Source organism: Psychrobacter sp. NG25, assembly GCF_015234355.1.
Taxonomy (GTDB): domain Bacteria; phylum Pseudomonadota; class Gammaproteobacteria; order Pseudomonadales; family Moraxellaceae; genus Psychrobacter.
This window is the reverse complement of the sequence record NZ_JADGMV010000003.1, coordinates 21558-44547: the sequence shown is the minus strand read 5'-3', so window position 1 is coordinate 44547 and position 22990 is coordinate 21558. Positions and strand designations below refer to the sequence as shown.

At 43.3% G+C, this 22990-nt stretch carries 17 protein-coding genes; 5 read left to right on the top strand and 12 right to left on the bottom strand.

Annotated elements, in window-relative coordinates; all coding sequences use genetic code 11:
• Positions 1-10: 10 nt before the first annotated feature.
• The 9 genes from nuoJ to ndhC form a co-directional block, all read right to left on the bottom strand.
• Complete coding sequence (gene nuoJ, locus IPZ60_RS05555) at positions 11-748, bottom strand: NADH-quinone oxidoreductase subunit J (RefSeq protein ID WP_194196872.1); 738 nt, start codon at positions 746-748, stop codon at positions 11-13.
• A complete protein-coding gene (nuoI, locus tag IPZ60_RS05550; RefSeq protein WP_110922265.1) occupies positions 745-1293 on the bottom strand; it encodes an NADH-quinone oxidoreductase subunit NuoI in 549 nt (182 codons plus the stop codon). Before nuoI ends, nuoJ begins: the two co-directional genes overlap by 4 nt.
• Before the next feature lie 55 nt (positions 1294-1348).
• Positions 1349-2392, bottom strand: a complete 1044-nt coding sequence (gene nuoH, locus IPZ60_RS05545; protein WP_194196871.1) for an NADH-quinone oxidoreductase subunit NuoH — start codon at positions 2390-2392, stop codon at positions 1349-1351.
• A 1-nt stretch (position 2393) separates the two neighbouring features.
• Complete coding sequence (gene nuoG, locus IPZ60_RS05540; RefSeq protein WP_194196870.1) at positions 2394-5483, bottom strand: NADH-quinone oxidoreductase subunit NuoG; 3090 nt, start codon at positions 5481-5483, stop codon at positions 2394-2396.
• A 10-nt stretch (positions 5484-5493) separates the two neighbouring features.
• On the bottom strand, positions 5494-6918 hold the full coding sequence (gene nuoF / locus IPZ60_RS05535; protein WP_194196869.1) for an NADH-quinone oxidoreductase subunit NuoF: 1425 nt from the start codon (positions 6916-6918) through the stop codon (positions 5494-5496).
• Positions 6915-7424 carry an NADH-quinone oxidoreductase subunit NuoE gene (gene nuoE / locus IPZ60_RS05530; protein WP_045444735.1) on the bottom strand — a complete coding sequence of 170 codons (510 nt, stop codon included), beginning with the start codon at positions 7422-7424 and terminating at the stop codon, positions 6915-6917. Before nuoE ends, nuoF begins: the two co-directional genes overlap by 4 nt.
• 174 nt (positions 7425-7598) lie before the next feature.
• Positions 7599-9374, bottom strand: coding sequence for an NADH-quinone oxidoreductase subunit C/D (nuoC, locus tag IPZ60_RS05525; protein WP_194196868.1), 1776 nt, complete (start codon positions 9372-9374; stop codon positions 7599-7601).
• A 134-nt stretch (positions 9375-9508) separates the two neighbouring features.
• A complete protein-coding gene (locus IPZ60_RS05520; protein ID WP_021813431.1) occupies positions 9509-10177 on the bottom strand; it encodes an NADH-quinone oxidoreductase subunit B family protein in 669 nt (222 codons plus the stop codon).
• Positions 10178-10341: 164 nt separating this feature from the next.
• Positions 10342-10965 carry an NADH-quinone oxidoreductase subunit A gene (gene ndhC / locus IPZ60_RS05515; RefSeq protein ID WP_194196867.1) on the bottom strand — a complete coding sequence of 208 codons (624 nt, stop codon included), beginning with the start codon at positions 10963-10965 and terminating at the stop codon, positions 10342-10344.
• A gap of 773 nt (positions 10966-11738) precedes the next feature.
• Here ndhC and IPZ60_RS05510 point away from each other — a divergent pair.
• The 5 genes from IPZ60_RS05510 to argB all read left to right on the top strand — a co-directional run bounded on the left by IPZ60_RS05510 (position 11739) and on the right by argB (position 18806).
• Entirely contained in the window at positions 11739-13772 is a 2034-nt protein-coding gene (locus IPZ60_RS05510; RefSeq protein WP_194196866.1) for a UvrD-helicase domain-containing protein, read from the top strand.
• Positions 13773-13867: 95 nt separating this feature from the next.
• Entirely contained in the window at positions 13868-15271 is a 1404-nt protein-coding gene (gene mgtE / locus IPZ60_RS05505) for a magnesium transporter (protein WP_194196865.1), read from the top strand.
• 127 nt (positions 15272-15398) lie between these two features.
• Entirely contained in the window at positions 15399-15863 is a 465-nt protein-coding gene (gene dut, locus IPZ60_RS05500) for a dUTP diphosphatase (RefSeq protein ID WP_194196864.1), read from the top strand.
• A 127-nt stretch (positions 15864-15990) separates the two neighbouring features.
• The gene (locus IPZ60_RS05495; RefSeq protein ID WP_194196863.1) at positions 15991-17799 is read left to right on the top strand and encodes a phosphomannomutase; all 1809 of its coding nucleotides are present in this window, start codon (positions 15991-15993) and stop codon (positions 17797-17799) included.
• 104 nt (positions 17800-17903) lie between these two features.
• Positions 17904-18806 (top strand): acetylglutamate kinase, encoded by a 903-nt coding sequence (gene argB, locus IPZ60_RS05490; protein WP_194196862.1) that lies wholly within the window; start codon positions 17904-17906, stop codon positions 18804-18806.
• A 479-nt stretch (positions 18807-19285) separates the two neighbouring features.
• On the opposite strand, the gene IPZ60_RS05485 is transcribed toward argB, so the two are convergent.
• The 3 genes from IPZ60_RS05485 to IPZ60_RS05475 all read right to left on the bottom strand — a co-directional run bounded on the left by IPZ60_RS05485 (position 19286) and on the right by IPZ60_RS05475 (position 22975).
• Positions 19286-19645, bottom strand: a complete 360-nt coding sequence (locus IPZ60_RS05485; protein WP_194196861.1) for a hypothetical protein — start codon at positions 19643-19645, stop codon at positions 19286-19288.
• 85 nt (positions 19646-19730) lie between these two features.
• Complete coding sequence (locus IPZ60_RS05480) at positions 19731-20108, bottom strand: Spx/MgsR family RNA polymerase-binding regulatory protein (RefSeq protein WP_194196860.1); 378 nt, start codon at positions 20106-20108, stop codon at positions 19731-19733.
• The gene (locus IPZ60_RS05475) at positions 20105-22975 is read right to left on the bottom strand and encodes a pentapeptide repeat-containing protein (protein WP_194196859.1); all 2871 of its coding nucleotides are present in this window, start codon (positions 22973-22975) and stop codon (positions 20105-20107) included. The genes IPZ60_RS05480 and IPZ60_RS05475 overlap by 4 nt, the downstream gene beginning before the upstream one ends.
• Positions 22976-22990 lie beyond the last annotated feature (15 nt).

Below are 22990 nucleotides of genomic sequence, written 5' to 3'. Positions count from 1 at the left end.
GCTAGTACCATTAGTCTGACTCCTTGCGCGTGACTTTCTTCGTACTCATCTGCGTGCCTACATTCATACTTACGTAGTCATGCGGATCTACTTCTTTATATTCGTAGGGCTCAGCTGTTTTCACGGCATCGTTATCTGTGTGTGTGCTGTCTGGATGAATGTCATCGTGCTGTTTGACACGATCATTCGAGCGTGCTGTTTGGCTATCATGACTGATAACCTCATCATCTACAGACTCTTTGCCTAAATGATAAGCGGCGACCAGAGCTGCCAATAGTAGCAATGCAGCCACTTCTATTAGCATCACGTATTTAGTAAATAACACCGTGCCGACTTCTTTCGCCGAAATTGACGTCACACCAATCATTGCTGCTTCGTCATGATTGAGACCAATCATCGCATATAGCACAACCGCGATAATAATCGTCAATCCTGTCGGTATCGCCCAAGTGCCCGCATCAAGCCAACGCTCTTCACGCTCATCATTGCTCATGCCCAAGTTCAGCATCATAATGACAAAGACAAACAGCACCATAATGGCGCCAGCGTAAACAACGATTTCTAGTGCCCCTGCAAATGGCGCACCGAGCACAAAAAATATGCCAGCAATCGCTAACAATGACACAATCATCGACAAAATAGCATGCACCGGATTGGCTTGGGTTACCACACGCAAACTGGCAAATACTGCCACTGCTGCGAGTGAATAAAACCCTGCCAACTCAGGATGGTTCAAAATATTCATCATGGCAGCAAACTCCTTAGATCAATAGGTGCAGCTTCATTTTGCGCCGCCCCTTTTGGTTTGTCCGCTACCGCCATACCCGTCACACGATAATAGTTATAATCGGGATATTTACCTGGTCCTGAAATGAGCAAATGCTCTTTTTCATAGACCAAATCTTGGCGCTTATATTCACCCAACTCAAAGTCAGGTGTCATTTGAATGGCTGTCGTTGGACAGGCCTCTTCACACAATCCGCAAAAAATACAGCGCGAAAAGTTAATTCTAAAAAACTCTGGATACCAGCGGCCGTCTTCACGTTCAGCTTTCTGTAATGAGATACAGCCAACGGGACATGCCACAGCACATAAGTTACAAGCAACACAACGCTCATCACCATCAGGGTCACGCGTCAGCACAATGCGCCCACGAAAACGCGGCGGTACTGGTACGGGCTCTTCAGGATAAAGAATGGTGTCGCGTGGCCTGAGCGCATGACTATTGACCATCCACATACTGCGAACAATGGTAAATATACCAATGACGGTCTTTTTTATGGTAGTAAACATGGGATTATTATCCTTATCAGCTTTACCCTAGTTCATCAATGATGGCTAGTAATGATTATAACGTTGGGGAAAAGATCAAAATGACCGCAGCAGTAACCAACAGATTAATCAGTGTTACTGGCAGACAGACTTTCCAACCAAAATTCATTACCTGATCATAGCGCGGACGCATAAGTGAGCCACGAGCCAAAACAAACATCGTCATAAAAAACAGTGTTTTAATCATGAACCAAAAAGCTGGTGGAATAAATGGAATATCTAAATTGAAAGGCGCAAGCCAACCGCCAAAAAACAAGCAAGTCATCAATGCAGAAATCAAGACAACGTTGACATACTCTCCGATAAAGAACATACCAAACTTCATGCCAGAATATTCAACATGATACCCTTCGGCCAGCTCTTGCTCTGCTTCTGGTTGATCAAATGGATGTCTATGCGTAACGGCAACACCAGCAACCACAAAAGTCAAAAAGCCAAAAAACTGCGGAATGATATACCAACCGTCTGCTTGTGCTTCAACAATAGCACGTAAGTTAAATGAGCCTGTCAGTGCAACCACACCCATCAAAGATAAGCCTAAAAAGACTTCGTAACTGATGGTTTGTGCCGCTGAACGTAAGCCACCTAATAATGAGAACTTGTTGGCAGAAGCCCAACCACCGAACATCACTGCATAGACAGCAATACCTGCCATAGCAAAGAAGAACAAAATACCAATATCCCAATCAACCACGCCAAGCGTTGGCGAGATAGGAATGATGGCAAATGAGGCCAGTGCGGTAAACATCGCGACCGCAGGTGCCAACGTAAACATAAACTTATCGGTAAAGTTCGGCGTCCAATCTTCTTTAAAGAAGATTTTGAGCATATCAGCGACCAGCTGCAGTGAGCCAAATGGACCCACACGGTTTGGACCATAACGATCTTGCCATAAGGCCAACATGCGGCGCTCATAGATAATCATCATCGCCGCAACCAATACCACGACTAAGAAGATAACCAGTGACTGCCCAACCAGAAATAAGATAGACCAAGCATCAAAGCTCAGGCTACCAGTCAAAAAGCTTGGCACATCAGGGATAATACGGGTAACTTGCATATTACACCTCCTGTGTGGTAATCGGCGCTGCGTTCATTTGCGCAGTATCGTTATCGTTAATCATGTCATTATTGTTCATCATATCGTTAGCCATACTGCCCATCATAGTGACCGGTGCATCTACTTTACGTACCGACGCTGGCATTGATGGGTGAATAATACTCACCTGCCCAACTGGGTAACCGATACAACCTTCCGCTAAGTAACCGACAATCTGTACTGGCAAGGTGATTTGTTGCTTATCAATCTCAATCGCCAAGTAATCACCAGCAGCAATATTCCAGTCCTTAGCATCATCCATACCGATACGCCATGCGGCAACAGGTAGTTGCTCAGCGACGATTGGACTACGTGATGCCATCATTGAGCTGGCATAGATATTGTAGATAGGCACTAGCTTCGCTTGGCCTTGCTGCATATCAGTCGTCGTCGCAGACATCGCTTCTGGCGCAACATATTGACGTGTTTCTAAACGTGATAGCTGATCGAACAAACGCACACCTGGATCACCATTTTTGAGATGACCGCCGACCTTGTCTTGGTATTTGTTCCATGCTTGCGGTGAGTTCCAACCTGCCGCATTGGCAAAAGGAATCATCGAGCTTGGTGTTTCTTTACCACTATAGCCTTCCATTGAGAAGGTCAAACCAGTGTCTAAATCTTTTGGTTGCATCGGCTCATGGACTGATATCGGTGCACGCATGGCGGTACGACCTGAATAACGGCGCGGCTGACGAGCAATCTTCAGACCAGTCATACGGTAAGCAGCATCAGGTGCAGCGCCTTTAATCCCAGCAAGCTTAGGATGCGTGGCGATTAGTGCATTGATGACATCATCTAGCTGCGTCCAATCGACATCACGACCCTCGATGCTGCTATGCACTGCATGCAACCAGCGCCAGCCTTCTTTGATGCTACTCATTGGATGGTAATATTCGTTATCATAGACTTGGAAGAAGCGCTGCGCACGGCCTTCAGCCGATATCAATGTGCCGTCGGCTTCTGCAAAACTAGCCGCTGGCAATACGATATCGACATCTTTATACCAATCAAGCAACTGATGATCCAGTGCAATGACCGTTTTATCCGTCAATAGCTGCGTCAATTTATTGGCATCGATGGCATCAGTCAGCTGATTTTCAGCAACGATGACCACATCGAAATCAGTCGCTAACAACTCTTCTACTGACTGACCGCCGAGCATGCAAACACCCATACTGTTAGCATCGGTAACCGTTAAGTAGATACCTGCTTGTGCCTGATAGCGGTTGTTCACTTCTTTTAATTCGAGCAGTTCGGCAGGAGCACGTTCTACGTCATCTTGCGTTTCTGTATCAACACCTGTTTCAGGTTTGTTCGGCTTAGCAGATAAATCTTGGTCTTCTTCAGGCTGATCATTAGCAGACTGCGCTTGAGCTTTTACCTTGGCGTTGTGCGCTTCAACTTGCTGCTGTTCAGTCGCTCTAATAGCCGAGCGTTTTTGCGTCAATGCCTGAGTAATCTGCGCCGCTGCTTCTATCAATGCGGTAGATGACAAGCTACTACCCGAGATAACCAGTGGCTTATCCGCTTGAATCAAATCATAAGCGATTTGCTTCGCTAATGCTTGCATACCATCAGTCTCAGTACTGGCATCTTGCTCAGCCGCTTGTGGATCTACTATCTCTGCTAAATCATCAGCAAAATTAGCAATCTCATCAGCGACTTTAAAGCCAAGCTTAGTGATATCCTCAGGTGTCGCCACCACGCTCACTTTACTGATGTCTTCTAGCTTAGTTTGCGTTACATCGATGACATAGACTGGGCTTAACGCATCTTGAGCAATACGTTTGACTGGTTCTGCAAGCCAAGGCTGCGTTTGCAACGCTGCTGCCATTTTCAGGCCTTCATTTTTTGCCGCTTGACGTACTGACAGCGCAACACGTGATGAAGTTTGCGTGATATCTTCACCCAATACCAATACTGCATCATAGCTTTCGATATCGGTCATACTTGGGTTATAAATGCCATCGGTACTTAATACTTCGATGCATTTATTGACCAGTGCTTGCTGCTGATGGTTCAAACCTGTTGAAAACTTATCAAAGCCAACGAGATTTTTTAGCGCAAAGTTGGTTTCTAGACTGGCGCGCGGTGAGCCAATACCGATGACTTTTTTATCTTTGATACGCTTAATGGTTTCATCGAGTGCGTAGTCAATATTGATTTTGACATGCTTGTCATTGATACGTTCAAGCGCTTGGGTTGGACGATCTTCACGATTGACATAGCCATAACCAAAGCGACCACGGTCACATAAGAAATAGCGGTTTACTTCACCGTTATAGCGGTTTTCGATACGGCGTAATTCACCATAACGCTCACCTGGTGAGATATTACAGCCAGCCGAACAGCCATGACAGATGCTTGGCGCATACTGCATGTCCCATTTACGGTTATAACGTTCAGAATGCGTTTTGTCGGTAAATACACCGGTTGGGCATACTTCTGTTAAGTTGCCTGAAAATTCGCTTTCAAACTGACCATCTTTATCACGGCCAAAATACACGCGATTGTTTGAGCCATAAACACCCAAATCTTCGCCACCCGCATAGTCTTTATAAAAACGTACACAACGATAACAAGCGATACAGCGGTTCATCTCATGTGCGATGAATGGGCCAAGCTCTTGATTGTGATGGGTGCGTTTGGTAAAGCGATAGCGACGACGGCTATGACCTGACATATAGGTCATGTCTTGCAGATGGCAATGCCCACCCTCTTCACAGGTTGGACAGTCATGTGGATGGTTGGTCATGAGTAACTCAACCATCGACTTGCGGAATGCTTTGGCTTCATCGTCAGTGACTGAGATGTACATGTCATCGCCAGGGGCGACCATACATGACATCACGAGACGACCGCGACCTGCTTCCATATCTTCTTTGTTTTGAAATTGCTTGACCGCGCACTGACGGCACGAGCCTACTGAGCCAAGGGCTGGATGATAACAAAAATACGGCACATCAATGCCGAGGGATAAACAAGCCTGTAGCAAGTTATCCGCGCTATCTACTTCGACAGTGGTTCCATCAATATGTATGACTGCCATGCCGCTCTCCTTATTTCACTACTGGCTGTTGATTGGCTGCAGCATCAATGATATCTACACCAACCGCCTGAGTGATTTTTTGATCAAACTCTGGACGGAAATATTTAATCGCACTCATTAGTGGCTCCATCGCACCTGGGGCATGCGCACAGAATGTTTTACCAATCCATAAGTCACGCGTGAGGCCCTCTAGTTTTTCCACATCGCCTACTTGCCCTTCACCATCATTGATGGCGGTAAGCAGTTTGACACCCCAAGGTAGACCATCACGGCATGGTGTACACCAACCGCATGATTCGCGTTGAAAGAAAATTTCGAGATTGCGAACGAGTGGCACCATATCTTGCGCTTCATCCACCACCATAATCAGCCCAGTACCCATACGGCTACCTGCTTTTTGAATGGTGTCAAAATCCACCACCACATCTAAATGCTCAGTGGTTAAAAAGTCAGTCGATGCGCCGCCCGGTAGCCACGCTTTAAGGGTTTTGCCCTCGATCATACCGCCCGCTAAATCTTCAATGATTTCGCGTGCCGTATAACCAAACGGTAACTCCCACAGACCTGGGTCATTGACTAAGCCTGAACAACCAAACAGTTTGGTGCCTGGAGTCTGGCTCTTACCTTTGATAGTAGATAACGACTGATACCATTCGACGCCATGGTTCAAGATAGCTGGCATGTTGCACAAAGTCTCAACGTTATTGACAACCGTTGGACGACCCCATGCACCAGAAATTTGCGGGAAAGGCGGTTTGGTACGTGGGTTAGCACGGCGGCCTTCTAGACAATTAATCAGTGCGGTTTCTTCACCGCAGATATAGCGTCCAGCGCCAGTATGCACATGCAGATTAAAGCTAAAATCTGAGCCTAAAATATTCTTGCCCATTAGATTGTTGGCCAAGCATTCTTCGATAGCAGCGACCAAACGTTCAGCGGCCAAGATGTACTCACCGCGGATAAAGATATAACCATCAGTTGCGCCAATCGCATGAGCGGTAATCAACATACCTTCAATCAGCTGAAACGGTAGACGCTCCATCAATAGACGATCTTTAAAAGTACCCGGCTCCATCTCATCAGCATTACAAATGAGATAACGCGGCAAACCGTCAGGCGGTGACATAAATGTCCACTTCAAGCCAGCATTAAAACCTGCACCGCCGCGGCCTCTGACGTTGGCAGCTTTGATCATATTCCCGACTTCTTTAGGAGATTGACTCAAAGCTTGCTTTAAACCAGTGAAACCTTTTAGAGATTCGTAGGTGGCCAAATCAAGTACTGCGTCATGATGTGCTAGACGCCATGTTAACGGCTTGGTTTCGCTAGTCGCTGTGGCTTTATCACCATAAATTGGCACGCGCTGCTCATTAAGCTGGCTTGGCGCTTTGCCTTGGCTACGTTGAGCAATCTGCTCTGAAAGTGTTAATCTCATGCGTATAGCTCCAATAATTGCGTTACCTCTTCAGGCTGGACAGGACCATACGTGTCTTCGTCAATCAACACAGCAGGTCCCTTGTCACAGTTACCTAAGCAGCAAATTGGCAATAGCGTAAAACGTCCATCAGCAGTCGTCTGACCATATTCAATACCCAGCTGCGATCTGATTTCAGCCGATAACGCCTCATAACCTGTCAAGAAACAAGCCACTGAATCACAAATAAGGATGACGTGGCGACCGACAGGCTGACGATAAATACGGTTAAAGAACGTCGCAACGCCGTCCATATCGGACATCGGAATGTCTAGAATATTGGCAATGGCATTCACTTGTGCATCATCGACCCAGCCGTTGCGCTTTTGCACAATTTTTAGCGCATCTAACGAGGCAGCACGCGCCTGTGGATAATGGTGCATAAACTCATGAATAGCCGCAATTTCCTCGCTAGTGAGGATGCTTGCCACATCTACTTTTGGCATTTTGTCGGAAACAATTTTCATAGTCTTCTATCTGTCCTCACTCATCACGCTTTATCAGCTAATAGCGACAGTCTTATGAGTGTCGCTACATGGCAAGATATCAGCATTTTGGTGTGCCATTTGGCAATGATATATTGATAAACGTATTTCTTTAATAACGATAATTTTCTGATCAAAGCATCAACGATCAAAGTATTAGCGATCACAATCGGCCATCACGATATCAATCGATGCCAAATACATAATGGCATCAGAGACGAGCGAACCATTAATCACCGATGGCATCTGCTGCAAATGCGCAAATGTCGGCGTACGAATACGGGTACGATAGCTCATCGTTGCCTTATCTGAGGTGATGTAATAGCTGTTCAAACCTTTGGTCGCTTCTACAATCGTCGTACACTCACCCGCTGGCATCACAGGACCCCAAGATACTGAGATAAAGTGATTAATCAATGTCTCAATATCGTTCAAGGTACGGTCTTTCGGCGGTGGTACTGCTAGTGGATGATCTGCTTTATAAGGGCCTTGTGGCATGTTATCCATGCACTGGCGAATGATACGTAACGATTGACGCATCTCTTCAACTTTTACCATACAGCGATCATAAGCATCACCGTTGTAACCCACTGGCACTTCAAAGTCGTAATTCTCATAGCCCATGTATGGACGCGCTTTACGCAGATCAAAGTCTACACCTGTCGCACGCAGACCTGCACCAGTGACGCCCCAAGCCAATGCTTGCTTGGCATTATACTGAGCAACGCCTTGGGTACGGCCTTTGAGCACGCTGTTTTGTAATGCTGCTTTGACATACTCGTCCAAGCGTTTTGGCATCCAATCTAGGAACTCACGCACCAGACGCTGCCAGCCACGTGGCAGATCAGCAGCTGTACCACCGATACGGAACCAAGCAGGATGCATACGATAGCCAGTCACGGCTTCGATGACGTCATAAGCTTTTTGGCGATCGGTAAACATATAGAATACAGGGGTCATGCCGCCCGCATCCTGAATGAACGTACCAACGAATAGTAAGTTATTGGTAATACGGAAAAACTCACTCATCATCACGCGGATGGTTTCAGCGCGCGGCGGAATGGTAATTCCTGCCAGCTTTTCGACCGACATGATGTACGGCAGCTCATTCATCACACCGCCAAGATAATCGATACGGTCGGTATAAGGAATAAATGAGTGCCATGTTTGACGCTCAGCCATTTTTTCTGCGCCGCGATGGTGATAGCCAATATCAGGGATACAATCGACGACTTCTTCACCATCAAGCTGTAGCACCAAACGAAATGCACCGTGAGCAGAGGGATGGTTAGGACCGATGTTCAAGAACATAAAGTCTTCATCACGACCTGAACGCTTCATGCCCCACTCTTCTGGGACAAAACGTAGGTTCTCTTGCTCGTATTGCTGCTTAGCGGTGTTCAAGAAATACGGGGTAAATTCCGTCGCGCGCGCATGATATTCTTTACGCAGTGGATGACCTTCCCAATATTTTGGTAATAAGATACGGGTTAAATGCGGATGTCCCGTAAAGACAATACCGAACATGTCCCATACTTCACGCTCATACCAGTTGGCATTTGGCCAAATATTGGTGGCGCTCGGTACATTGACGTCGTCTTCGCTCAGTGCAACCTTGATACGCACATCACTATTGCGCTCAAGCGACATTAGGTGATAAAACACCGTAAAGTCACTGTCAGGCAAACCAGCGCGATGCTGGCGTAAACGCTCATCTATCGCTGACAAGTCAAATAGCATGACGTATGGCTGTGGCAATTTACGCAGGAATAAGAGAACATCGAGCAAATCCGCACGCGCAACCCACACTGTTGGAATCTCATCAACAGTGTGCTGCACGACGAACTTACCGGCATACTTCTGCTCCAGCTCTTTGATAACGGCTGGGACAGGCTTAATCTTAGGATCTATGTTTTCGACTACCGTGACCATGAATGATGTATTCCTTCATTAATCATAACTGAACTATGTTAGTCATAACCAAGCTATGTCAATCATAACCGAACTATGATGAGCGCATAAAATATTGAGGTTGTTGCTATCGCTATAAATCTAAACGCACGAATCTAAATACTGTCTGGGCTACGCAAGTTTTTGACAGCGATACGATCTGCCTGCTTACGGTCACGCTCAGGCGTCATTTGTGGCTGATAGATACCTTGCTCATTGACATGGATACCTAGCGGACGACGCTCTTTGGTGATAGATTCTTGCAATAACATCAAGCCTTGAATCAAAGCTTCTGGACGTGGTGGACAACCCGGCACATAGACATCGACTGGAATGATTTTATCTACGCCTTGTACCACAGAGTAGATATCATACATACCGCCAGAGTTGGCACAGGCACCCATAGAGATGACCCATTTTGGCTCAAGCATTTGCTCGTAGAGACGTTGAATAACAGGCGCCATTTTGACAAAACAAGTACCAGCGACGATCATGACATCCGCTTGACGAGGTGAGGCACGAATAACCTCAGCACCAAAGCGTGACAAATCATGAACGGCTGTCAGGGTGGTGGCGTATTCTACATAGCAGCAAGAAGTACCAAAGTTAAATGGCCATAGTGAGTGCTTGCGCCCCCAGTTTGCTGTCGAATGGACGAGGTCTTCGAGACGACCCATAAAGACGTTTTTATTGACTTCGTCTTCGATAGGGTCATTGACCGTTTGACTGGTCTGTGCAGGATAGGTATCTGCATCAGGGTTGGCTTTTGTTAATGTGTATTTCATAACATACAACCTTTATATTAGACGTCGCGTGGCAATCGTCTTGCCGTCGCTAGCGCCTTAACTTCTATTATTAACAAGTGATCATTCATCCAAACATACTTGCGTCGTCGTAATCTTGCTACTAGCCTTTATAGACTATCGAAAACTAAGACCGTCCAACAAAACTAACGCTTACCGTTATCTTGTCGAGCAGACGTCGCAAAATCTACAGAAGTAACATTGCCTGTAGTATTAATATGATCGATATTTTCTAAATGATGACGATTGACTTCAATATTGTTCGAGACGTTGATTTGTCCTGAGGACTGTGCGGGTACTTTGCCTGTCGGATCGACCATCAGCTCGTGAGCACCATCGAATTTGGTGATATCTGCTAAATTAAAACCAGCAGGTGCGGCATATAGACGTACTTTTTTGCGCAGCTTATCAGCAGGTGCCCAGTTCATCGCACCCAAACTTAGCTCATAGATCAAACCGATGATTAAGATGGTGATGAATATGGCAGCAGCGGCAAAACCTAACCAGCCAGCCTCACGTACTGAAACGGCGTAAGCGTACAAATACAGCGCTTCTAGATCGAAGATGACAAAGAAGATTGCTACCAAATAGAATTTGGCAGACAAACGAATACGGGCGTTGCCAGATCCGACAACACCCGCTTCAAATACTTCTTCTTTTTGTGAGCCCTGAGAGCGACCGCCAAGCAAACGCGGCACGACCAGCATGAAGACAACTAGCCCAATGGCGGCTAAGATAAAAGCGATTGCTGACCAATTAAAAGCAGACATGATAATACGTGCTCCTCACCCAATCGAGTGTTTAGCACAGCGCAAGTACCGACCTATCAAGGTCGTCTAGCCACAGGCATCACACAAACGAAAACACAAAGCGACTGTCATTCAGTCGCTTTATTTAAGCAACTGTTATTAAGTCACATTTTAGGTATTTTGCTAGTAACAACCAATTATCAAGTGTATTGACGACGATGTCAGACATAACCAACTGCAGGGATTCCGATATACGCACGGAAACATGGCTGGTCGTCTAACGCATCTTCTAAAAACGTAAGATCAACTTATTAAATCAATATCATATTCGATAGTTTACTTAATTGATTTAATAGCTCATTACACGTAGTCAATAATGACGAGACAACTGGCATAAATTATGTACGTACTATACGCATATCAGTGTCCAAAAGCTAGTTTTTAACTGTATTGAGCGGTCATTTTATATGTAATAAAACATGTTTTTTTCATCAAAAATTATGATAGGGGTTGTACCTTATATTAACATCAAATCCATCTTATGAATTATCATAGGCCGTAATTGTAAATATGGTCAGAAATTCAGCCTTTAAACCCCTGCTCTTCGCCCAACTCATTCCCCAAAGTTCATGTTTTTGCTTTATAATAACCCACTTAATTTTATTGCCTTTATTGGGTGTTTTTTGATTAAAACATCATCATGACACTCATGTTAATAAGTCAATCAGCGTGTATCTAATGATGCCGCCATCAGTGCCACTCTCTCTTTTTGCTTTTGTCTTACAGGTTACGTTATGAGTCAACTCAATCCCAAACAACAAGAAGCCATGCTCTACGTATCTGGTCCGTTACTTGTACTCGCAGGTGCAGGCTCCGGTAAGACATCCGTAATTACCCGAAAGATTGCCTACCTGATCGAAGAATGTGATATGCCTGCTGAGCGCATCACGGCGGTGACTTTCACCAATAAAGCGGCTCGCGAGATGAAGGCCCGTGTCAGTAAACTGCTACCAAGTGAAAAAATGCGTGGTCTGACCGTGTCGACCTTTCACCAATTCGGTCTGCAGTTTTTGCGCTACGAGCTGATTCATACCCCGCTAAAGGGTAACTTCTCTATCATGGACAGCGACGACAGCAAGCGGCTGCTGATGGAACTGATGATGCGTGACAACTTAAGTGGTGCTGAAAGTCGCGAGTTGGTTGGCAAAGCAATCAAGATGATTTCTGATTGGAAAAATGATCTGATTGAGCCTGATAAGGCGATGGAAACGTTAGACGACCCAGAAGATATGATTTTTGCCACGTTGTATGCATTATACGAGCGTAATCTGCGTGCTTATAATGCCGTCGATTTTGATGACTTGATTGTACTACCAACCAAGATATTGCGCGAAAATAGAGAGCTACGTGATAAATGGCAAAACCGCATTCGTTATCTCTTGGTCGATGAGTATCAAGATACCAATACGGCCCAGTATGAAATGATTAAATACTTGGTTGGCCCGCAAGGTCGCTTTACTGTGGTTGGCGATGATGACCAATCTATCTATGCGTGGCGCGGAGCAAAGCCTGAAAACATGGCACTGCTAAAGGAAGACTTTCCTAAGCTAAAGATCGTCATGCTAGAGCAAAACTACCGTTCCACTACCCGTATTCTGACCTCAGCCAACGCGGTCATTATGAATAATGAGCATTTATTTGAAAAGAAACTGTGGTCAGATAAAGGTCAAGGCGAAAAAATTCGTATTATCAACTGCCGTAATGATGACGATGAGTCCGAACGCGTAGCAAAAGAAATCGTCACTCATAAACTGCGCTTTGGTAATGAGTGGGAACAATATGCCGTCCTTTATCGTAGTAACTTTCAGGCGCGGATGCTAGAAGCGCAACTGCGTCAGCTACAAGTCCCTTATAAACTGTCTGGTGGCCAATCTTTCTTTGCACGTAGTGAAATCAAAGATATCATGGGCTATCTGCGTCTGATTCTGAACCCTGAAGATGACAGCGCATTTTTGCGTATTATCAATACGCCTAAGCGCGGTATGGGACCAGCAACGCTCGAAAAGCTTGGACTGTTTGCGCAAGAGCACAGCATATCGCTGTTGGCCTCTTGTACACATGCTGGCTTAACCCATGTGTTACCGTCTAAGTCTTATGGCACCATAAAAGAGTTTGGTGAGTTTATCGAGCACTATACTCGTGAGTTAGACCAACACCCGGACCCCGTGCCAATCGTACGTCAAATGATCGATGAGACAGGTTATATTGACTTTGTGCGTAGTGATGCCAAAACGCCGCAGCAAGAAAAGAACCGTATTGATAATATTGATATGCTTTATACCAGTATTCAATCGCTGATTAATCGCGCCGAAGAAGACGAAGATCGGACGATTGATACCATCATTCGTAAGCTGGTATTGCTTGATATGCTCGAGCAGCAGCAAGAAGAAGAGAATACCAATAAGGTCAACTTAATGACCTTGCATGCGGCAAAAGGCTTGGAGTTTGATTTCGTCTATATCATGGGACTTGAGGAAGAGATGCTACCGCACCGCAACTCTATCCTGAGTGAAACCGTAGAAGAAGAACGACGATTGATGTACGTAGGTATCACCCGTGCTCGTCGCGAGCTAACATTGACACTAGCCACGCAGCGCCGTGCAGGCGGTCAGATGCGCGTTACGTCAGAATCGCGATTTTTAGATGAGTTACCAGAAGATCATATCGACTGGCCAGCCAAAGCGAAAAAGAAAAAAGCCACTAAAGACCCAGAAGCAGTTGCTGATGAGTATTTGGCAAATATTAGAGCGTTATTAGGCAATCGCTAGTCTTAATGAAAATGCTTAAAAACACACGCCTGAGACTGGGCGAAAAATGACTGTTTTAGTTGTTATTTATATTTTTTGAAAACCTTGGAAATTTTATGCCTACCCCGATGCCGAATCAAGAACGACCATCTGCGCTACAGGGAGATTATAATCCAGCTGAATATAATGCTGAATATAAGCTGCTGTATCTACAGGGATTGGTAGCTGACAAGGCATATGAAGCCATTACCGAGTTTTTAGAAAAGCAGTCAGAATATGAGATTGCCAACTTATTAGAGTCTTTCCCGACTCAAAACCGTCTTTTAATTTGGGCGCAGGTTCCAGAGAGCATTAAAGGTGAAGTCCTCGCTGAGCTAGATGTCGATACACGCCAACCCTTAATGGAGAACATCTCTTCAAAAGAGATTTCTTTATTTACCCAAGACCTCGATGCACAAGACATCTCTGAGATTTTGGATACAGTGACCGAAAGCGTACGTACCTCCGTCATGGCAACGCTGGACGAAGAGACCCGCGTTCAGGTCAACAAACTCGATACTTATGAGGATTGGGAAGTTGGTAGCTATATGGATCCTGATATTATTCAGGTACGAGAAGATATCACGCTAACAGAAGTACAACACTGGCTACGAGAGAACGACGACCTCCTCGATGATGAAAGCCAAGAGCTATTGGTGGTTGATCAAAGCCAGCAACTATTGGGTCTATTAAGTTTGGTTGATTTAATTAAACACCATCAAACCACTTTAGTATCCGAATTGATTGACACTGCCATCACGATCAATGATCGTCTAGATATTCAAGATGCCGCTGCGATTTTTCGTTCAGAAGATATTCGTTTCGCCCCTGTTACTAACAGCCATGGCGAGCTAGTCGGTCAGCTAAATGGTGAGGACATCATGGAAATTATCCAAGATGATGTCGACAGCACCATGAAAAACTTGGCGGGTGTCAGCCAAGATGAAGAGTTATTTGCCCCTATCTTAACCAGCGCCAAAAGCCGTAGTGTTTGGCTAGGTATTAACTTGTGTACCGCCCTATTGGCCGCAGCGGTAATTGGACAGTTTGAGGAAGTACTAGCACAAGTCGTGGCGCTAGCGATACTCATGCCAGTGGTTGCGAGTATGGGCGGTATTGCTGGATCACAGACCCTTACCGTTGTCATTCGCGGTATGGCTATGGGTCAAATCGGTGGTTCTAACCGCGTGTGGCTGTTGAACAAAGAGCTGTGGGTCGGGGCGATAAACGGTATTATATGGGCTATAATCATGGCGTTTATTGCCCAGCTATGGTTCCATGATATTAAGATTAGTGCGGTCATTGGCTTTGCCATTGCGATTAATATGACGGCCGCCAACGTCTCAGGCATCAGTATACCGCTGATGCTCAAACGTATGAATATCGACCCTGCGCTATCTGCTTCCGTTATCCTAACGACTGTTACGGATATTGTCGGTTTTATGTCATTTTTAGGCTTAGCCAGCGTATTAATACTATAATCAATTGCTGAATTGCCCAATCAAAATATAGAATTGTTATTTATATAAAAACTCTGAATACATTTTGTTCAAAGCCCTAGTTCAAAAACATCATTTAAAAACCATCAAATCGTTAAGTGAGTTCGTTATGCAAGCTGTACAAGTTAAAGTTATAAACCCTAAAATTATCGAAGACGCAGCATTTTCTCTTCCGACTCGTGCCACCGATGGTAGTGCGGGTATTGACTTGCGCGCTTGCATCGATGAGCCATTAACCATTAAAGCAGGTGAAACACACTTAATCGGCACAGGCCTCGCCGTTTATATCCAAGATCCTAATTATGCAGGTATGATTTTACCGCGTTCAGGTCTTGGTCATAAGCACGGTATCGTCTTAGGTAATCTGGTTGGGCTGATCGATGCTGATTATCAAGGTGAGCTGATGGTTAGTATTTGGAATCGCAGTAACAACGACTTTGTGCTTAATCCAGCAGAGCGTATGGCACAATATATCGTCGTACCTGTCGCTCGCCCTGAGTTTTCAGTGGTAGCAGAGTTCAGTGATGAAAGCGAACGCGGTGCCGGTGGATTTGGACATTCAGGTCGCCAGTAATCAATCGGTAACCATAACTGATTTATCGTTTTAACTATTGTTAATCATCAAGATAATAATAATTACAATGACAACAATAAAAATAATAGCCACAACCATCATAACCACGATATAAGGAGCGTAAGCGATGCCATCTTTTGCTGAGCAGCAATCCTTATTTCGTGCTTATGATATTCGTGGTTCACGCCAGCATTTCACCACTGACTTTATACAAGCGCTCGGCAATGCTTTTGCTCACCTCTATAATGGTCTACTTTGTCTATCAGAAGATAGCGATTCAAAAGATAACCTGTTAGCGCAACCCTCCATCTCTAAAAGCATCATTATTGTGATTGGTTATGATGTGCGTAATGGTAGTAATGCTATTGCACATAAACTCGCTCATACATTGGCTCAGCATGGTCTAACTGTTATACAGCTAGGTCTCGTCACTACACCAATGATGGTTTTTTGGGCAGAGCAATATCAGGGGCATGGCATCATTGTGACCGCCAGTCATTCTGCTAAAGAAATTTTAGGCGTTAAGTGGTTGGTAAACCACCAATCTCCTAGTAGCTCAGAAATTCAGTCACTCTACCAACAGCTGTATTTGCAAAAGCTGATAATGAGTGATAGATCAGAGCATTGCCTTAAACAGAAATCTCATCGTCAAGATGAACTCTCATACACGACTGATAATTTCGTTCATAGTCAACAGGCTGACTTATCTACTGAGCAGATAGCAACGGCTTACATTGAGGCTATCGCTGAAGTCTTTCAGCAAATTTATCAATTTAATCAGCAGCACTCAAAAGAGACTCAGCAGCCCTTATCTAAACTTGATTTTCGAGTCGTTATTGACTGTATGCATGGTGCGACCAGCGCTATTGCACAGCGTTTATTTGGCCATTTCTGCCAAGATGTCATCATGATGAATGACATACCAGACGGCAACTTTCCCTCTGGCAATCCTGATCCTACTGAACCACACCGCCTCACACAATTACAGCAAAACGTACTTCACCATCAAGCAGATATAGGAATTGCCTTTGACGGTGATGGCGATCGACTGATGATCGTCGATACCAACGGCAAAGTCGTCTCGCCTGACCATCTATTATATTTATTAGCGCAAGTGGCTATCGCAGAACGCCCTGACACTTTGTATAATGCAGAGTCAATAGACGATACAGCCTTAATAAGCTCACAACGCTCACCTCAAGTCCTTTTTGACATTAAGTGCTCTCATCATTTACCAAAGCTGTTATCTGATCTTGATGCAACACCCGTCATGAGTAGAACGGGTAGCAGTTTTATGCGCCAACAGATACAGCGCTCTGATTACCAAATTGTCTTTGCTGGAGAGTTGTCAGGGCACTTTATCTTTAATGATAGCCGCTTTATTGTTTATGATGATGCGATGTACGCAGCATTACGGCTGTTGCACTGGTTGGCTACTGACAATCTGGTCGATAGCAAACGAGCATTGACACACATTACGGAAAGTCTACCTGCAATGGTAAGTACAGCGGATCATTATTTGCCGATGCCAACAACTTTTGGAACAGAATACTCACTCGTAGAACAGCTGGCCAGATTCTGTCGTTATTTACGCCAAATTTTGGAAGCAACAGCAGCAGATTCTGACCATCATTTGATAAATACTGACCTGCTATTAGATTGTCACTGTTCGGTGGTAGAGCCTCACTTAACACTCAAGCAAGCCAGAAACTTAATGCCCGTAGGGACAACGCTGAGCTGTATCGATGGCGTTCGTTTGGATTTCCCACATGGCTTTGGGGTGCTGCGCCAATCAAACACCAGTCACCATCTGACCGCACGCTTTGCTGGTGATAGCATCGATGAACTAACAGATATTCAGACAAAATTTGCCGCATTATGTAGCCCATTTGATAAAGAATTGGCAGCCAAGATTGTCGCTATTCCTGCTGAATAATTGTATTAAACACATTATGACCTTATTAATGATATTAATAATGACGATAGTTTTATATCGCACAAATAACCAACCCGTACAAAACCGTACTTTAGGAGTTTGTAATGACGCTTAACTTAGATGATGCCAAAAACACCGCTGAAGTATTGACCACGGCACTGCCTTATATCCAGCGCTTTGTCGATAAGATCATCGTCGTCAAATACGGCGGCAATGCGATGACTGATCCTGCGCTAGAAAGCTCATTTGCCCGCGATATCGTTTTGTTAAAAACCGTTGGCATGCATCCTGTCGTCGTACATGGCGGTGGCCCGCAAGTGGATAACTTGTTAAAAGAGCTTGGTCGTCAGTCTAAACGTATCGATGGTATGCGAGTCACTGATAAAAGCACCATGGATATCGTCGAGATGGTGTTAGGCGGCGGCGTCAATAAATCGATTGTTAGCTTAATCAATAAGCACGGTGGACGCGCGATTGGTTTAACTGGTAAAGACGCCAACTTAATCCTGGCCAAAAAGTTAAAGATGGAAAAAATCGGCGAAGATGGCATCGCTGTTCCGATAGACCTAGGGTTCGTCGGTGATGTGGTCAGTGTCAATAAAGACGTGATTAATATGCTCATTGCGTCTGACTTTATCCCTGTCATCGCCCCACTCGGCGTCGATAGCGAAGGCAATACCTATAATATCAATGCTGATCTAGTCGCAGGTAAAGTCGCAGAGTTTTTGCAAGCAGAAAAGTTAATGCTGCTGACCAACATCAAAGGCGTATTGGGCCGTGATGGCGAAGTCGTGACTGGACTGACACCAAAGAAAGTCGACAGCTTAATCGAAGATGGCACTATCTCAGGTGGCATGATTCCTAAAATTCAGTGTGCGCTTGATGCCGTACGTAGTGGCGTAAAAAGCGCTGTTATCGTCGATGGTCGTGTGCCTCATGCTACCTTGCTTGAGATTTTCACCAATGAAGGTGTCGGCACATTAATCAGTCGTGAATTGGATTCATAATTGCGTTAGCAACCTATAATTACTAACACTGATACTAACACTGAAAAGCCCGAGCTTGGATACCAAGCTCGGGCTTTTTTATGGTCTATCGATGCTTCAACTATAGCCAAAGAAGGCTAAAATGACTACAAGGCAGCCGACTGCAGATTGTACATTTAGTACCTCTAAGGAGGGTAACGCTGTAGCGGTTTAGTCGTTAACTGACTAGGGGCGTGTTGAACATTCAAATGTGGTGCTGGCAGTGACTATTTTTTAGACAATACGCAGTGAAATTTTTGACGCCTAGTCGTTCTAGGTTAGACAATTTCGCCATGTATTGGCAAAAAATAGTCCTGCCCTGAAAGGCTGATGCTAAAATCATTCCAAACGTTGTTATAAACCTAGCTAAGGTCTCGACATTATCGTCAGTTTATGCCTAGTTTGGTGCAATTTTAGCAATCAGCAGCCCTAATATTTGAATATTCAACACGCCCTAAATATTAATAAGCACAGAACTCGACAGAACTATGGCTACTATTGCCATAAACCTTCATATAATGATTGCCTTTACTCTCAGTAATGTAAGACGTTTCATTGTCATAGCGATCACCATCCAAACGACCACTTGGCCCTGAGACATAAGCCATATTGATGCGGTCATCACCAACATTGCGAATCACTAAGTTCTGATCTGACGCAAGCCATAGACGAAACACTTTTCCGTTTTTAATGTTACCTGTAAAGCTACCGCAATAGCTGTCTTTTGCGAAGGTAATCTTAGTAGAATTGTCCGCTGCTTGCACGCTTGTGACCATGAGAGGTGCTGCTGCAAGGGTGGCCATTAGTAATAGTTTTTTCATGATTTTATCCTTGAACATTATAAACGAGCAAACTTAATTCCATTGATGAAATCATAGTTTATAACGTGTCAAAGTGATAGCTTTTTTATGAAAAAGTTGTATCGAATACAGCCTCATCAAAACCGCACAGTAATATCGGCTGACCTTGGTTTTTGTCATCGATCTGACCTTCTACAATCGGACGCTTAATCATACTGGTATTCTCTACTAGCAAGTCAATCGCGTTATCTACATTGGCATCAGCTGATTGCTTTTGCTCGTCGGTCAGCTTACGCCATGTGGTGCCACGCTTGTTCAGTACTTTATCAATGCCTAGCTCATTTACCCAACGCTGTACTGTTTCTTTCTCAATACCTTGTTTTTTATAATCGTGAAAATCATAGCTGATATCTAGCTCTTTTAGCTTAGTGAACGCTTTTTTCATCGTGCTACAAGACTTGATACCGTAAATGGTGATGGTCATTTTTCTTCCTCTAATTTCTCTTCTGACGTGTATATGTTTTCTAAAATAGTACCCTTTAGGTTAGAACCTTTGAAATAAGCCTCTTCATGATTCGTGCCTTCGAAATTACCGTTTACAATATTTGAATCAATAAATCTCATATTCCCAATGCTAGCATTCTTAAAGTTTGCATTTTCAAGATTAGAATCAATAAAGTTAACTTGCCCAGCAATATTAAACGAATCTTCAGATACATCTATATTTTCGAGATTACATTCTTTAAAGTCAATCTTCAATAAAACTGTGTTTTCAAAAATCGATTTTTTCAAATTACTATCTTTAAATTCTGTATCTATAATTCTTGCTTCAGAAAAATCGACATTTAATAAATTATTATCATTAAAATTAACACCTATACAAAATGAGTTTTTCATACTAACTTCTCCAAAATTACACTGATAAATTTTATTAAACATTATGAAACTATTATCTAATATAGTTGAAGAAAAATCGCATTCATTGAAACTATTTTTAAAAGTAAGGCTAGATAAATCTAAATAATTTAAGCTTGCATTTTGTAGGTAATTCAATCTAGACAACCAAACATCAAATGACTCTTTCTCTCTATAAGATACGTTTTTAATTATCTTTTTTGTACGTTTTGCACATAAAGAATGAAGCTCTAAAAGTGCAATTTCAGAATTATTGCTATATGTTAAATCATCACTGAAGCTATCTAGACCTAATTTTTTGACAGGCGACTGGCCATTTACAGCCATCTGTATGAGTTCTATAAGTAGCTCTTGAAACTTATTTATCTTATGCAAACCAGAATCAGTACTAGCTAATATTTGGATTTCACCATCTAAGAATTCTCTTAGATATATATCTATTCTTTGAGGTCCACAAACACTTATCCATTTTCCAAATGCATCTTCTAACGTCCAACCTGAGTCAGCCTCTTCTTTAAACCGTTCTACTTCATTTAATATTTTAGACAGTTCGAGCATTATTCGCTTTGCTGTCAGATACTCACCAAAGCTTTTATGAGTAAACTCAAAAGTTTCATCACTATTATTTCCATCAAACTTTCTGAAATAAAATGCCATCAATAAACGGATAACGCCTGATTCCGCATCTTTAGTAAACTCTTTGAAATAGCTATCAATATTAGCTTTTTTACATTGTTCAGTAATCTGGCTAACGCTAGCCGTTCGCCCATTCTCATGCCAAACTGTCAGTGCAATTTCCTGTAGAATACGTACGAATTTCCTTTTATCCATACTATCGACACTTCTGTGTGTACCGCTATCCGTATATTTGCGCTCATGTACTGAATCTAATAAATCGGCATATATTTCATTTAAATTAGTATTTTCTGAAAATGCAATACCGTCTTCTTTCAAATAACTTAATGACACAAGATAATTAAGTAGCGGTTCGGTCGTAATAGGCTCTAAGTGTTTAGTAGCTAACTCTGTTGGTATGTCATCAAATTCAAAACCTTTCAACTCAGCCAATTTTTGCCACCACTCACTACGCTGGTCAGTCATCAATAAGCTATTAGCATCATTAAAATCTTCTCTATTTTCTTCATCAATATAATAAGGTAATAAATGATAGATAGTCTTTGGCTTCTTAAGTTTATGTTGTTGCGACTGAATAGATAACTCACGGCCTGTAATAATTGCTTTCCAATGGACGTTTTTTCTGTCTCTTAGGGCGTCTTGCACTTCAGTAATAAATCTGTTTGACACCTCTGCTGCGTTAGTACCACTTTGCATAGACAACTCATCTAAGCCATCAAATATAAGCAACAAATTTTTCTCTTCACTCATACTGGTATGAGAAAGTATTAGTTGATTGTCAACGAACTTCTTAATAGCTTCTAGTAGATAGTCATTAAGATGAAAATGATGTAGAGGAATAAATAAGATTGGTATATTTGATTGTGCAGATAGATTTGCAGCTAACATTTTAGCAAATGACGATTTCCCAGAGCCAGGACCTCCGCTGATGACTCTTAACGCGTCATGTTCATTGTACTCCTCCAGCCATTCCCGAATTTCACTTTCTAAATCACATACGATTTTATTCGTTTTTCCATGGGTTTTAATGCCTAAAGGTTCTGTCAGATCTTGTTCAATTATATTTTCGTCTTGCTCCTCTGATTTCACGTAGTAAGCTCTCAAAGGAACATATATCTGTTTTAAGCCAAATGCTTCATCAAACATACGCTCATTGACTTGTTGCTGCAGCCACGAACGATACTGTCTAATGTTTCTTTGCTTTACAGTAGCCTTAGTAAATGGCGTATTTAATTGATCTATAATTGAGGTATATTGTGAAGCGTTAGTTACCCATTCTTTATCAAGTGAAAAAGAAAACTGACCTTTCAAACGCTTATAAGTTGATTTGGCTTTGGCTTCATCAAGTCCTAGTTGCTGGAACCATTCAATTAAAACAATTTCCAAGTCATCTAATAGAGCTAAATGATGAGGCGCTTCAAAAAAATCGTTATCTATAGCAACTTCTGACTCATTAATCTTATTTTCTATATTAGTAGCGACACTTGTTATCGCTGCTTTATCAATATTACTACCGAATAAATCCTGATCGCTAGTTAGCATCTCAGTAATAGCCTGAGTTAGGGAACGGGCAATAAGCAACCATGCTAACTCTTCAACCTTTAACTCAAGCTCTGTAGTCTTAGATATATCAAATACACCTTTGACAATCGTCGCTGCACTACCTATTAAGTTTCCAGTTACCCCTTGAGCAGTAGCTTGAACAGCTGTTTTAGATGCCTGTATAAAAAAATCTTTGATATCAAAGTTTATTTTTCGATTGAGCACGCTGACAGGTTGCTTAAGAATAATTTCACTCATGTTGTATCTACTGTA